Genomic DNA, 13,609 nt, shown 5'->3' on the forward strand with positions numbered 1-13,609 from the left:
GGCATAAAAAACAGGCCATTGAATGACCTGTTTCTACATCAAGTATTATTAAACTTAGCTAAAACGAGTTTAGTAAGTGTATTTGGCTTCTAAAAAGTAGTAGCCACCATTAAAGCCAAAGGGGGTATTGGTTAATGGGTATACAAAAATTCCATTGAAGTTATTGTTATCTGGTCGTTTTTCTGGATACACATCAAACAAGTTTTGCACCCCAGCGGTAAAGCTTAGCGCATCAGTGGCGGCGTATCTTACCGACAGATCCATCACCCACTGATCGCTATAGTTCACATCACCCGTTGAATAACCTTCACTGTAGTCACCAAAGTAGTTTAAGCGGATATTGGTTTTAAAATCCCCGAGTTCATGGGTCAGCCCAATGCTACCCGTGTTATGCGGCGTAGCAGACGTCATGCGGGTTCTTTCTATACTATCAAAGAGTTTCTTGTCTAATCCGCCTAAAATAGAGGGTAGATTGATGTCTTGGATCTCTGTTTTATTATAGGCATAGGCTAAGTTCGCCCGTAAATCGCCCCAAGTGCCAATATCAAAGTCTTGGCTAACAACAAGATCGACTCCGCGAGTTCGGCTATCGACGGCATTGACGAAGAAGCGTGCTGAATCAGCATTGGTACCTGCTAGTGCGGTCGCAACCGCGGGGCTATCAGCAGGTCTTAGAGCGCCAGATAAAATGATGCGGTCATCAATCTCTATTTGGTAAGTATCGAGCGTTACCGCGAGGCCAGTGTTATTGGTATAAACAAGACCGAGACTAAATGATTGAGATATTTCAGGTTCTAGCTCGTTAATCCCAAGTGCCTTTGTTACTGGTGATAAGGTGTTGAAAGTACCTGATTCAATAGGAACCAGTTGCCCCGTCACTGGATCGGGATTAAATAACGTCGAGATATTGCTGAAGTACAGCTGTTGTACGCTCGGCGCTCTAAAGCCTGTATTGATAGTGCCACGCAGGGCTAAGTTGTCGGTAAAATCGTAACGACCCGCGAGTTTCCAGCTCGTGTTGCCGCCAAAGTCAGAGTAGTTTTCGTAGCGTAGCGCTGCCGCCCAGTAAAACTCGTTGGTTAATTGGTTTTCAAGTTCGGCATAAATGCCTGTGTTATCGCGCGTTTCATCAACCTCAGACTCAGGGGTAAAACCGGTGAAACCTTGGCTACCCGCTGCTTTGCCATTATAGCCACCATTGATATACGAATCTTCTTCTCCGGCTTCAATTTCATAGCCGTTTTGGCGCCATGAAACACCGGTCGCAAACAGAATTTCAGAATCGTTTATAAAGGCAAAATAACGGGAAATATCCAAATTGATATTGGCTTCACGGGTCGATAACGTTCCTGCGTCGAACTCGGTAGGAGTTTCTGGGCCTAAGGAAGCATTTAAGGTATTGACGATATTATAGTTAAATGAATTTTTACCATATCCCACTGAGGTATCAATATCCCAGTCACTCAGGTTGAATTCATAGCCTAGGGTAAGAGACGAATCGATAATTTTGGGGTTAATTTGTGGTAAAAAACCGTCGGGATACACTTCGGGTAAGTTACGGGCATCGAGAGCTAAACGGTAAAAAGCACCCGATTTAGTTTCACGTTGGCTAATACCACCAAAGGCATATAGTTTTCCGTCGGTAGATATAGGCTGAGCCGCATTGATAAACAAACCGACATTATCATATTCGGCATCACCAACGTGGTGGCTCTTACGGTTAAATGTCGCTTCGCGCGGATCTGCTGAGCCATCTGCTAACTTAGGGTATTGCTGCCGTGGATCTAACCCTGCGCGGTTTGTGCTGTCTTTGTGATGCGCTTCGAGGGCGAGATTCACAAAGCCATCATTGCTTAAACTGATCCCATGGTTAACGCCTACACGCCATTGCTCACCGTCACCTTGGTAGGTTTGTCCGGCTTGCGCCGAGACGCTTCCCCCTTGATCGCTGTCCTTGAGTACCACGTTAATCACGCCAGCAATCGCATCTGAACCGTATTGTGCCGAGGCTCCATCTCGGAGAATTTCAATGCGTTTTATCGCTGTCATTGGAATCGCATTTAAATCGACGTTAGAGGAGCCTTTTCCCATAGTGCCGCTTAAATGTACTAGAGCAGAACCATGGCGACGCTTGCCATTTACGAGTACTAAGGTGTGGTCTGGCGACAGGCCGCGTAAGCTCGCGGGGCGCACCGCATCTGAACCGTCAGTCACCGAGGAGAATGGAAAGCTATAGCTTGGCGCCGCAAATTGCAGCGCTTTCGCGGTTTCCGTCATACCTGTTGATTCGAGTTGTTCGGCTGTGATGATATCGACCGGGGCAACACTGTCAGTTGCCGTGCGTAGTGCTATGCGTGAGCCTATGATCTCGATTTTTTCGAAGCCGGTTTGTTGCTCTTCGGCTTGGATTGCTGGAATAACCAGTGTGGATGACACTGCCAATGCGATAACGGCTAGACGCATAAAAACCTCTCAATGATGTTTGTGACCCAATACTCGAACTTAGGTGTGCAGATTAAATATAAAATAACAATCTGATGCCGAGAAGGTTATCACTGTAACAATTGTTACATTAAGACGTAAATATGCTAACTCAGAGCCTAGTGTTCTAAATAATATTTAAAATGCAGTTGAATATATTGATGAAAACCTCACTATCGGTCTGCGTGCTTTTGAGGCTTCATACGGCACAAGACAAGTTGCCGCATGCACAATACGACTGAGTTAACTCGATGATATGAATTGTTTATTGACGTATACCTTCGTGGTTTACTATTTTATTTTGCTCTAATGGCATTGGTTTTAAGGTACATAGAATTGTCAGCGTTACGATTTCTTGCAGGACCAACTGCATTTAACACCTTGGTAGAACAAGGCCTTAAAACTGAGCATTTTACCCAGTTGCTTGCCGCCTCTGGTGGACCTAAGTGGCTTGGTATCGCAGGGCTAGATAAGTATTTGTTTGCTGAATTTTTCAAAGACAGGCAAACGCCTTTATATACATTAGGCGCTTCCTCTGGGGCTTGGCGTTTAGCGTGTTTGGCGCAGCAAGATCCCCTCATAGCCTATGGCCGCTTAGAGGATTTTTATATTGGTCAGCGTTACGACAATATGCCGACACCGCAGGAAGTCAGTGCGCAAGTTAAAGGCGTAGTGCAGGGCATTTTAGGGGCAAACGGTGGCAGGGAAATCGTTAATAACGCTCATATTCACAGTCATTTCGTCGTGTGCCGAGCTAAACATTTAAATCGTTTAACGGCAAAGCTTCCGCTTGCGGCGGGGCTGGCGATGACGGCGGCGACCAACTTAGTGAGCCGTCGGAGTTTAGGTTGGCATTTTGAGCGTGTGGTCTTTAGCCAACAAGCTGCAGCATCTCCCTTTTTGCAACTCAACGATTTACCCAGTCAGCAGGTCGAATTAACCGAGGCTAATGTCGATGCTGTGATGTTAGCAACGGGGTCGATTCCTTTGTTGCTGGCCCCTGTGTCCCAAATTGAAGGCGTTGCCGATGGGCAGTATTACGATGGCGGCATTACCGACTATCATTTTGATTTGCCTTTATCCCGTGCTAAGGGGCTGACGTTGTATCCGCATTTTTATCCGACCATCAGCCCAGGATGGTTCGATAAATCCTTGAAGTGGCGCCAAGGTCGCGCTAATTATCACAATGCGCTAGTGTTGGCGCCATCGGCCGAATTTGTCGCTTCATTGCCCTTTGGCAAAATCCCCGACCGTGAAGATTTTAAGCAACTGGACACGGCGCAGCGGATGCAATATTGGCGTACGTCTGTGGCTTTGAGTGAACGTCTTGCAGAGGAGTTTGCCTCGGTTGTTGCGAGGGGAAATGTGCTGGATCGGCTAGAGCACTTCTAGGTTGAAGTGATTTGGTCTCGAAAACTGGGTTTGACATGACGTGGTCGAAATGCCCTGATTCAAAATAGCGGGGTCGCAAATTTCTTTGTGCGCTCAGCGGCTTTAGGAAGGAAATTCTTTCACCTGCTACACTCTACAATAATAGGAAATACGAATGCATTGAGTTCGTTTCCTTCTATTTGGGGCAGGAGGTTGCTATGCAAACACGAGAAATGGCGTTACTCATGCGCGATGCCTTGTTACTGCCACAGGGACGGGTGGAGGTTCGCGTGGTTGACCCCGGTCATCTGCGCATGGTGGCCGATGTATTCAAGGGAAAGTATGTGCTCGCCTTTGCCACCATTAGACCCAGTGGTAGTCCGCCCTGTTATCCCACAGCCACCCAATGTGACATTATCGATTTTAATCAGCTAGAAGATGATTCACTCAGCATAGTGCTCGAAGGGCGTCAACGCGTCAGCATCCTCTCAGCGGCGCAGGCCAAAGATAAGCTGTGGATGGCGCGTACTTTACCTTGCCGTAACTGGCAAGAAGAGCCGATTAAAGGTGAATTTGAGTTGATAAGCGCCGCATTAGAGCAATTTTATGAAGTGAATCCCGATCTGTTTGAGCTCTATTCTCAAGTGCATTTGGAAGACGCCGCTTGGGTGAGCCAACGCTGGCTCGAGGTTTTGCCTATGTATAACAAAGATAAATTAGTATTAGTGAATCAGCCAGATTGCCACAAAACCTTGGACTTCGTGCTGCAACTCATCAAGTCCCATGTGGACTGAAAAACCACAAAAAGGCTAGAATAGCGGCTTTCTATAGCCGCTTTTTTTGTGATATGACTGCATCTGCCCGCGCCGCCCAACCTTCTTACATAGTGCTTCCTGTGAATGTCACAGATAAACCCACAGTGTTTGCCTTTCTTGCACAACATTTTGCCCGTATAGGTGAAGATGTATGGCGTCAGCGGATCCTCGATGGAAAAGTGCATTGGCGGGATGGCAGTTTGATCGCCTTGGACACTGAATATCGCCCTGCGGCACGGGTGTATTACTACCGTGAAGTGCCGGTGGAAGCGAAAATCCCCTTCGAAGAACAGATCCTATTCCAAGATGACAATGTCATTTTGGCCTACAAGCCGCACTTTTTGCCTGTGACGCCAAGTGGCAACTATGTGAACGAATGTTTGGTGCATAGACTAAGATTGCGTACTGGCATTGATACTATCGCGCCCGCTCATAGGCTTGATCGTGAAACCGCTGGAGTGATCCTGATGACTGTCGCGCCTGAAACCCGCGCGCTCTATCATCAACTCTTTATCGACGATGCGATTCGTAAAGACTATCAAGCGATTGCCAAGTTGACTCCTGAGATTATTGAACAATATCAACAGGGCTGCTTAACTTTGCCATTGCACAGGACTGTTACAAACCGCATGCAGCCGAGCGACCCGAGCTTTACCATGAAAATCGTTGAAGGCGAGGCAAATACCCATTCCGAAATCAGTTTAGTGGCGGTAAAAGGCGATCTTGGTTTGTTCCACCTGAGCCCGATTACCGGTAAAACCCACCAACTTCGTGTGCATATGCAAAGCTTAGGTATGCCATTGTTAAACGACAGATTTTATCCAAGCTTATTACCCAAAGGGCCGGATAACTTTGCGACGCCTCTTAAGTTGATGGCGCAGCGGTTACGTTTTATTGACCCAGTGAGCGGGATCCATCACGACGTGCAATGTCAAGGTTTTGAGTTTTAGTCAGCGGAAAGCATTATTTCCAGTCTGTTTAAAGGAAATAATCGGGTGCAATTGTGTGCTTGGCCCTGTGATGGTATGAATACAATCTGCAGTATCTGAGTCTCTGCCATAGGGAGCCATATTACGATTGTTTAAAGGAAGTCCATTATGACCAAATCTGCGATCTTCTCTATCTTGCTTTGCGCTGCAGTATTAGTGGGGGCCATGTATTTTGGTGACTGGACTAAGCAGCCTTATCTGAATGACATTGCCGCCGAAATCCGTAAGGCGAGTGCGGTGATTGAACCGAAGAAACCGAGTTCGTCTGGCACATCGACAGCAGAAGTCGATGCCGAGCGGGATCAAAGCCCTAAGATCATTTGGGATCAAATGGCGCATGAAAAACCGTCGAATAAGTCGCAGCCAGAAGCACTGATTTTTAATCAGGCTCAGCCAAAACCTGCCAAAACCGATGAGGCGCTATCCAAAAATACGCCCTTGATGGATTCTGGCTCTGGTGCCACTCAGCCTGAAACGGTTAAACATAATAAACCCGTTTAATCTGTTACTCCTGTTTGGGTGGTTCGAACAGGGTTTCGCTCATATCGCCATGTAAAACCGCAATTTTTGTTGGTGCACCATCATCTGCTAATTCCAACATACCTATTCCGCTTTTATTCACTAGACGTTTACTCGGCTCACCATTTGGTCGCCTGCCGCGCAGCAACATACGTTTACGTTTTGTCAGTAAGTTAAGTGGTGAAAAGTGGCCATAAAACCAGCCATTGAGTTTATCGAAAATCGGTAACAGCTTCTCAGGGAAGTGATTTTTAATACCGCTGCAGGTGATTTGGTAGATGTTAGGACTACTGCGTCTAAAACGAATACTGATGTCGTAACTAAAGGAGTAATGCACATCGCCGGAGAGGATCACAAACTCCTCTGGGGTTTTACGGTGCATAAAAATACTTAGCAGTGCATTGGCGGCGCCCGGGTGGGCCATCCAGTTTTCGGCGTCGACTAACAGGGAACCGCCGATCAGAGTGGCTGTACGCTGAACAGCTTCAATCAACTTAACCCCAAACATGGGTGCAGGAGAGACGATAATGACCTTCGACTGGCCGAGTAACTCTTGCTGCAAATCCATTAACGCCTCCCAATCCATCAAGCCGGAAGGTTTTGCAAGATTAGATTCACTGCGCCAGCGGCGGGTACGCGTGTCGAGCACGACCAGTTTGGGCGAGGACTCTAAGGTGTAATGCCACTGCTCAAATTTAAGTAATTCATCGATGAGCAGATCCTGACTTTCGCTTTCTTGTCGCGCAAAAAACGCATCGAGCAGCGGGCGGATATCGGCGGCAAATTTATCAGGCGCGTTGCCAAGTCCTTGGAATAAGGTGTAGCCGATTAAGGCATTGCCAATAATGCGTTTCGAAAATGCGTGTTCGTAGGCCGCTTGTTCCCATTTAGCAGTCAGGTTCCAATCATCGGTGACGTCGTGGTCATCAAACATCATATAAACGGGAATGTGCGCCATAAAGCGCCTGACTTGCCCCAGCCCAGCTTTAAAGCCAAGCAAGTGTTGCCACTCATTTTGCCAGCGGGCGGTATTGGCGGGTGATAAGCCGTCGACATCCTTCGAGATATTCACTAATTCCCACAGTTCAGGTGACCAAGTGAGTAAATACAGGGCGATGATTTCATTTAGGCTGACTAAATGATTTACGGCGATGGAGGAGGTAAAAATGGGGTGATTGCGATACCAACGCCAAAGCGCGGTTTTGGCCGGATATTGGGTATGAGGCAACAGGTTTTTATGCCGTTGATACAAATATGCGGGTTGATAATGAATGTCTTCACTAGTAGTGATGCTCGCGCCTTCAAATTGCTCATGTTTAAGACCAAGCAAATCGATGACTTGCCCTATGGCGCTTAACATAGGTCCCGCAACATCATCAATATAGACCTGATCACCACTCATTATGATAAGTGCAGGGCGATCATCCTCCGCACCACTGTTGATTATCTTGGCTAAATGGGTATCGGCGGCGACCAGTGCATCGTCACTGTGGTGATGCGGATTGCGGCAGGAACCGTGGAATACTTGGGTTAATTCAGGGGTAAAACGTACACTTGGCGTCGACGCATCGCCGTAGTTTAGCTGGCTTATCGTGGCAAAAATATCACCATGCTGAGCGGCAGACACTTGGTAAGGTGTGACGATATTGGGCGCGAGCAACTCTGGGCGCGACAGTATTATTAGATATTGATGGGCATGTTGCCCGAGTGGCACATAGTGTAAATCGGCATCCTGCAACAGGTACTCTTGCTCACCAAGACGCAGCTTAAGTTCAGTTAATGGCTCACGACTTACAAACCACAGGGTAAAGTGTGAGGCATCGCAGTGGCGTAGCATGGGGCCAGCTAATATCAGAGGAAGTGTCGTACTCAAATTCTGCCTATGGGTATTTGGGTTAATCTTGCATGAGTTAACCCTAAGTAAGTTTGGTTTAGAAGAGTAAACAAGTGCGTTGAATATGAAAAGCTTTTAGAATTGTTAGCCATAAATATGCGTTGAAACTGAATGGGGCGATATGGCTAAGATTATGGTCACGGGGGCAACAGGGCTACTCGGCAGAGCTGTCGTAAAACAGCTTGAATTAACAGGACATGAGATCATCGCCACGGGTTTTAGCCGCGCAAGTGAACGAGTGCATAAACTCGATCTTACCGCCCCTTTGGATGTCGAGGCATTTATCGCCCGCGAGCAACCGCAAGTGATAGTGCACTGCGCCGCCGAGCGTCGCCCCGATGTTTCCGAGCAAAATCCGCAGGCGGCATTGGCGCTTAACTTAACCGCCAGCCAAGCCTTAGCTATGGCAGCTAAGGCCAATAATGCTTGGCTTATTTATATTTCCACTGACTATGTGTTCGATGGCACTCAACCTAAGTACGCTGAAGATGCAGTCACTCATCCGGTTAATTTTTATGGTGAATCTAAGCTAAAGGGCGAAGAAATCGTGCTAGACACTAGCGCTGATTTTGCTGTGCTACGCTTGCCAATCCTTTATGGCCAAGTAGAAAAACTGAGTGAATCTGCTGTGCTAGTGCTGGTTAACCAATTGATTGAGCGTCGCGCCCAGGGTGTTGATCATTGGGCGATACGCAGTCCAACCTCGACCACCGATATTGCCCAAGCCATAGACAAGATGATTGCACAGCATATTGAACATTCTACCGTGCAGGGGATTTATCATTTTAGCGCCGCAGAGACTATGACTAAGTATCAGATGTTGTTGACCTTAGGGGATATTCTCCAACTCAGTACCGCGCACTTAACGCCTGAGTCTACGCCGACAGATAATGCCAAGCGGCCAAGAGACTGTAGCTTGAGTTGTGCGCGTTTATCTGCGCTGGGGATTTGTTCTGAAATCAATTTTGCCACTGGCGTGCGCCAAGCATTAACACAATCGAGTGGTGCACTTGCCACGCTCGGACTCACTCTGTAGGAATCGCCATGGCTAAGATCTTAGGGACCAGTCTACAGGCTGCCGACCAAGTCGCATTACTGCGAACCTTAGGTTTGTTGCTGCAAATAGGCTTAACCACGTTTGCCGCCGATACTTTTGGCCTTAGCCTGCAAATGGAGCCGTTAGTGCATGTGTTAGTGCTGGAGGTGTTATACCTTTCGCTCACATTGGCGCTACGTAAACCCTTATTTGCTAAGGAGCGCGGCCTCTTTATTGCGCTCAGCTTAGACACGCTATTTTGGATATCTTGGTTGCACTTTTCCGGCGGCGCGACCAATGCGTTTATCTCGTTATTACTGTTGCCGATTGCACTTGCGGCTGTGACTTTGCCAATCTGGGCGCCTTGGGCACTGACGGCTATTTCAACCTTTGCCTACAGCCTGATGATCTTTACTGTGCCCGAATCCCCCATGCAGCACCACGGTATGGACATGAGTTCCCACTATTTAGGCATGTGGTTCAACTTTGTGATTTCAGCTTTGGTGATGACAACCAGCGTAGCGTTAATCACTAAGCGTATGCGCCGCCAAGATGCGCAGTTAGCTTATATGCGCGAAGGGCAATTGCGTCAGGAGCAACTCTTAGCCCTAGGTACAGTATCGGCGCAGATGGCGCATCAATTGGCCACGCCGCTCTCGAGTCTGAGGTTATTACTCGATGAAGTAAAAGAAGACATGAGCGATACCTCGATAACGATTGTCGAGATGGAAACTGCGTTAGGTCGCTGTGAACATACGCTTGCCGAGCTGAGATTAGCGACGGAGTCGATCCGCGATCGCCGCCAGCGCCCACTAAAGATCATTGAGCTGGTGGACAGTTTAAAGCAAAAAACCTTGTTGTTAATGCCGCAAACTGAACTTAATTGGTTGATCACTTGTATGCCTGAACAACTGGCAGAGCAAAGTATTCTGACTGATATGAGTTTAACGCCAGCCATCATGGCCTTGATTGAAAATGCTGCCCGCGCTAGCGCCGAAACCATAGGTGCGCCGCAGGTGGATATCAGTTTAGATATAGCGCCAAACGAAGAGCAGATCTACTTGCAGATCCGCGATTATGGCACTGGTATCGCGCCCGATTTATTGCCACAGTTGGGCACCTTACTCATAGAAAGTCCCAAGGGTTTAGGGGTTGCTTTGCTACTCAGTCATGCCAGTTTAGAGCGTTTGGGTGCAGAGTTGATTTTGGCTAATCATCCCCAAGGTGGCACTGTGGCACAAATTCGTTTCACTATTTTAAGGGAGCTGGCGCCGTCTGTATCGCACAAGACTAAGGCTAGTGACGAGGTAAGTTCATGAAACGTTTGTTGATTGTAGAGGATGACCTTTCCCTTGCGAGTATTTTAGGCCGCCGATTAACACGCCATGGCTTTGAATGCCGATTAACCCATGATGCCAGTGATGCGCTGCTGGTGGCGCGGGAGTTTCGTCCTAGCCATATTCTTTTAGATATGAAGCTTGCCGAAGCCAATGGCCTAGGGTTAATTGTGCCGCTGCGTCATCTGCTGCCCAAGGTGACTATGGTGTTACTCACAGGTTATGCCAGTATCGCCACTGCGGTGGAAGCGATTCGTCTCGGCGCCGATAATTATTTAGCTAAACCTGTGGATACCCAAACCTTGCTCGTCGCACTGGAAATGGATGGGCATTCCCATACTCTTCAAGAAGATGAAGTCGACGATTCGCCACTGAATCCTAAGCGTTTGGAGTGGGAGCATATTCAGCAAGTGCTCAATGCTAACCAAGGCAATGTGTCCGCCACGGCTCGCCAATTGGGAATGCATCGCCGGACGTTGCAACGTAAATTGCTGAAGAAACCTGTGGGTGAAAGTGGACATGTGAAGTAACGATTCATCCACGTGTGGGCAAGGGGCAACAGCTTAAGGCAAACCTTATGAGGTGCTGAGGCTGAGCCGTTTGACCATAAAAAATGCCACTCAAAAGGGTCGAGTGGCATTAACAAGAAAACGAGAAGTGAATCGATGAATTAGCGCTAGGATTTTACGCTAGCGCCATTGCACGATTAGGTTATGCGATTAAAAATTAACGGTTTCTTCGTTTGAGCAAGGGCCGTTAGTTTCACATACTTTATAGGTGAAGCTTGCGCCAGCTAGGTCGGTGAAACGGTCAATAAACGATGAGCTGCTTGAAGTACCCACCGCAACACCGTTACGGAAGATAGTGTACTCATCAGCGTTGTGACCATCCCATTCGAGTGCAACACGTATGCTACCGCGACGAGATTTATTCGCATTTTTTACTACCATTTCTAATGCGACTTCAGGGACTTCAACCGCAAATTCTGCCGAAGTGCTTGCTGTTGCGCCATCGTTGTCAGTTACAGTCAGTGTGACTGTGTAGCTGCCTGACTGGGCATACTGATGATTGACACTCGCACCTGCGGCATTTGTACCATCACCAAAATCCCAGTTCCATGATGTCAGGTCGCCATCGCTGTCAGTACTGGTGCTTGTGAAGCTGCCGTTACCGTTAGCAAAGCTTGCAGTAAAGCCTGCGGTTGGAGCTTGGTTTGGAGTGTCATCGCCATCATAAGCACCCACTAGGCTCACACCTGTGTAACTGCTATAGCCGCTGACCATCACCCAATAAGTTCCCGTTTGAGCTGGATCAATAGCACAGCTTTCGGCATTACCTGACTTGTATGGACGACAATCATAGCTGCTAGACGTCGGCGCTTGACCAAATTTAACATACATGTCCGCATCACCTGTGCCGCCTGACATATTGAAGCTCAGGTTAGTTGCACCGCTAGCGACATCGAGTTTGTAGTATTTTTTGCTACCTGATGCACCCGCTAAACCTGTCACAGCAACACCGTTGGCGAGCTCAGTAGCTTCTGGTGGTGGCGGTGGTGGTGGCGTTTCACAAGGGGTGATACCCACAGCGGCAAACGCAGTAACCACATCGTCAGCACTTAAGCCTAAGTCAGTTGCGGCCGATTTTACACCACAAGCGCCTTGCCAGAATAAGCTGTCCGCCGTCCAATATAATTGGTTAGCGACTACGAATGTTTGGAATGCTTTGCGCGTATCCCAACCTGGTAAGTTAGCTAAAGTGTAGAAAGCTTTATTGAATACACCTGAACTGTGGTGCACGTCGATGCCATCATAGTAATCGTCGATATGACCGATTGAGATACCGTCTAAGGTTGGATCTGCCATGTAGCGCAGTGCACCACTGCCTTTAAAGATATCGGCGCCGACTAACCAGTCGTTTGTGCCGTGCATGTAAAATTCAGCAGCTTCACCCGCCATATCTGAGAAGGCTTCGTTCATGCCGCCAGATTGATCTGCGTAAACCAGCCCTGAGTTTTGTTCAGTGAACCCGTGGCTCACTTCGTGTGCCGAGACATCTAAGCTCACTAATGGGTGGAAGGTTGTTGCGCCATCACCGAAGGTCATAGCGCTGCCGTCCCAGAAAGCGTTTTCGTAGTTGTTGCTGTAGTGAACTCGCATCGTTAACTGAAAGGTTAACGGTGCAGTGTTGTACCACTCGCTATACATCTTGTAGATCACGTTGCCGAAGTAGTGCGCATCGTTTAATGGCGAGTAAGCACCGTTGATCTCTTTGACTGTGTTTCGCGGACAAGTATAAGAGAAGGCTGTTGCGCCTGATGTGGCACCGTTTAGGTTAACGGTTTTCACGTTAGGTGAGTTCATGGTGCAAGTGTCACCGCTCACTTCAACGTCTAAGCTAGAAAAATCAGTACCGTATTCGTATTGGCCAGTCTTAATGTTACCGCCTGGACCTGTGCCGGTTGCAGCATGGTTAATCCCTTCCCAACGCTTAATCACTTCACCTGAGTGCGCGTCAACCATAGTGAATGGGCGGCTTGGCTCATCGCCATATACTACAAATGAAGTCACATAAACGAGGCGAGTTTTAGCGGCATCATCGAGGTAAAGCCATAATTTTGCTTGTTTATTTTCAGCTTTTAGGCCTGCAACGGCTTTGTCAGACTTGCCACGGATCGCAATATCTAACGCTTTGTTAGCCGTTAAAGTAGGTTTGACAAAATCAGCCGACTTTTCAATATTTTTTAATACGCGGCCAGACATGTCGCTGTAAAAGCCCATGCTCGATTGTGACGTTGCAACAGAGAAACCATAAACCGGTACGCCATGGAAATATTGTTGTAAACGTTGTTTTTGCTTGCCTTGACCTAGGTTGAGTTTTTTCTCGACTTTGAGTTGGCTACCTGCGTCTAAGCTGAACTGGGACACTAAGTTATTGCTTGACGACGCGCTTCTAAGAGTGCCGACATCGACAACATCGGCAGCAAATGCGGATGTGCCTAAAGTGGCCGACACAGCAATGAAGAGTAGCGACAGTTTTTTGTTTAGCATCATGCTTGAAATCCTTTTTCCGTTTTGTAAATAACGTTGGAATGCCATACAGCTTAACTGGCTCGGGCGAGCGTTTTTTTATTGTGATTTCTACAGGGTCGTCGGCATCCCTCTGCC

Annotated in this window: 10 protein-coding genes; 7 read left to right on the forward strand and 3 right to left on the reverse strand. The window is 47.8% G+C overall.

Annotation, left to right across the window (positions count from 1 at the left end; translation table 11 throughout):
• Nucleotides 1–69: 69 nt before the first annotated feature.
• Nucleotides 70–2,463 (reverse strand): TonB-dependent receptor plug domain-containing protein, encoded by a 2,394-nt coding sequence (locus L5L97_RS20915; RefSeq protein ID WP_263183849.1) that lies wholly within the window; start codon nucleotides 2,461–2,463, stop codon nucleotides 70–72.
• Between the two features lie 354 nt (nucleotides 2,464–2,817).
• Between L5L97_RS20915 and L5L97_RS20920 the strand changes: the two genes are divergently transcribed.
• The 4 genes from L5L97_RS20920 (at nucleotide 2,818) to L5L97_RS20935 (ending at nucleotide 6,157) form a co-directional block, all read left to right on the forward strand.
• Nucleotides 2,818–3,873, forward strand: coding sequence for an alpha/beta hydrolase (locus L5L97_RS20920; RefSeq protein ID WP_219250706.1), 1,056 nt, complete (start codon nucleotides 2,818–2,820; stop codon nucleotides 3,871–3,873).
• Nucleotides 3,874–4,070: 197 nt separating this feature from the next.
• Nucleotides 4,071–4,646 carry an LON peptidase substrate-binding domain-containing protein gene (locus L5L97_RS20925; RefSeq protein WP_105251225.1) on the forward strand — a complete coding sequence of 192 codons (576 nt, stop codon included), beginning with the start codon at nucleotides 4,071–4,073 and terminating at the stop codon, nucleotides 4,644–4,646.
• 53 nt (nucleotides 4,647–4,699) lie between these two features.
• A complete protein-coding gene (locus L5L97_RS20930) occupies nucleotides 4,700–5,617 on the forward strand; it encodes a pseudouridine synthase (protein ID WP_263183853.1) in 918 nt (305 codons plus the stop codon).
• 147 nt (nucleotides 5,618–5,764) lie between these two features.
• Nucleotides 5,765–6,157 (forward strand): hypothetical protein, encoded by a 393-nt coding sequence (locus tag L5L97_RS20935; protein ID WP_105251227.1) that lies wholly within the window; start codon nucleotides 5,765–5,767, stop codon nucleotides 6,155–6,157.
• 4 nt (nucleotides 6,158–6,161) lie between these two features.
• On the opposite strand, the gene L5L97_RS20940 is transcribed toward L5L97_RS20935, so the two are convergent.
• Nucleotides 6,162–8,012: an alkaline phosphatase D family protein gene (locus tag L5L97_RS20940; protein ID WP_168825806.1), complete on the reverse strand. Its 1,851-nt coding sequence runs from the start codon at nucleotides 8,010–8,012 to the stop codon at nucleotides 6,162–6,164.
• A gap of 178 nt (nucleotides 8,013–8,190) precedes the next feature.
• Between L5L97_RS20940 and L5L97_RS20945 the strand changes: the two genes are divergently transcribed.
• Genes L5L97_RS20945 through L5L97_RS20955 form a run of 3 tightly spaced genes read left to right on the forward strand, consistent with a single transcriptional unit; the run spans nucleotide 8,191 to nucleotide 10,972 of the window.
• Nucleotides 8,191–9,105 (forward strand): dTDP-4-dehydrorhamnose reductase family protein, encoded by a 915-nt coding sequence (locus L5L97_RS20945; RefSeq protein ID WP_263183856.1) that lies wholly within the window; start codon nucleotides 8,191–8,193, stop codon nucleotides 9,103–9,105.
• A gap of 8 nt (nucleotides 9,106–9,113) precedes the next feature.
• On the forward strand, nucleotides 9,114–10,424 hold the full coding sequence (locus L5L97_RS20950; protein WP_263183858.1) for a sensor histidine kinase: 1,311 nt from the start codon (nucleotides 9,114–9,116) through the stop codon (nucleotides 10,422–10,424).
• A complete protein-coding gene (locus tag L5L97_RS20955; RefSeq protein WP_131523481.1) occupies nucleotides 10,421–10,972 on the forward strand; it encodes a response regulator transcription factor in 552 nt (183 codons plus the stop codon). The genes L5L97_RS20950 and L5L97_RS20955 overlap by 4 nt, the downstream gene beginning before the upstream one ends.
• A gap of 189 nt (nucleotides 10,973–11,161) precedes the next feature.
• On the opposite strand, the gene L5L97_RS20960 is transcribed toward L5L97_RS20955, so the two are convergent.
• Nucleotides 11,162–13,495: a M4 family metallopeptidase gene (locus L5L97_RS20960; RefSeq protein ID WP_263183861.1), complete on the reverse strand. Its 2,334-nt coding sequence runs from the start codon at nucleotides 13,493–13,495 to the stop codon at nucleotides 11,162–11,164.
• Between the last annotated feature and the right edge of the window lie 114 nt (nucleotides 13,496–13,609).

Source organism: Shewanella sp. SM71 (genome assembly GCF_025653905.1).
Lineage (GTDB): Bacteria > Pseudomonadota > Gammaproteobacteria > Enterobacterales > Shewanellaceae > Shewanella > Shewanella oncorhynchi.

Excerpts from the sequence above, each read along its gene's own strand:
- L5L97_RS20915 (WP_263183849.1), bottom strand. The coding sequence starts at position 2,463 with ATGCGTCTAGCCGTTATCGCATTGGCAGTGTCATCCACACTGGTTATT.
- L5L97_RS20925 (WP_105251225.1), top strand. The coding sequence starts at position 4,071 with ATGCAAACACGAGAAATGGCGTTACTCATGCGCGATGCCTTGTTACTG.
- L5L97_RS20930 (WP_263183853.1), top strand. The coding sequence starts at position 4,700 with ATGACTGCATCTGCCCGCGCCGCCCAACCTTCTTACATAGTGCTTCCT.
- L5L97_RS20935 (WP_105251227.1), top strand. The coding sequence starts at position 5,765 with ATGACCAAATCTGCGATCTTCTCTATCTTGCTTTGCGCTGCAGTATTA.
- L5L97_RS20940 (WP_168825806.1), bottom strand. The coding sequence starts at position 8,012 with ATGCTACGCCACTGCGATGCCTCACACTTTACCCTGTGGTTTGTAAGT.
- L5L97_RS20945 (WP_263183856.1), top strand. The coding sequence starts at position 8,191 with ATGGCTAAGATTATGGTCACGGGGGCAACAGGGCTACTCGGCAGAGCT.
- L5L97_RS20950 (WP_263183858.1), top strand. The coding sequence starts at position 9,114 with ATGGCTAAGATCTTAGGGACCAGTCTACAGGCTGCCGACCAAGTCGCA.
- L5L97_RS20955 (WP_131523481.1), top strand. The coding sequence starts at position 10,421 with ATGAAACGTTTGTTGATTGTAGAGGATGACCTTTCCCTTGCGAGTATT.
- L5L97_RS20960 (WP_263183861.1), bottom strand. The coding sequence starts at position 13,495 with ATGATGCTAAACAAAAAACTGTCGCTACTCTTCATTGCTGTGTCGGCC.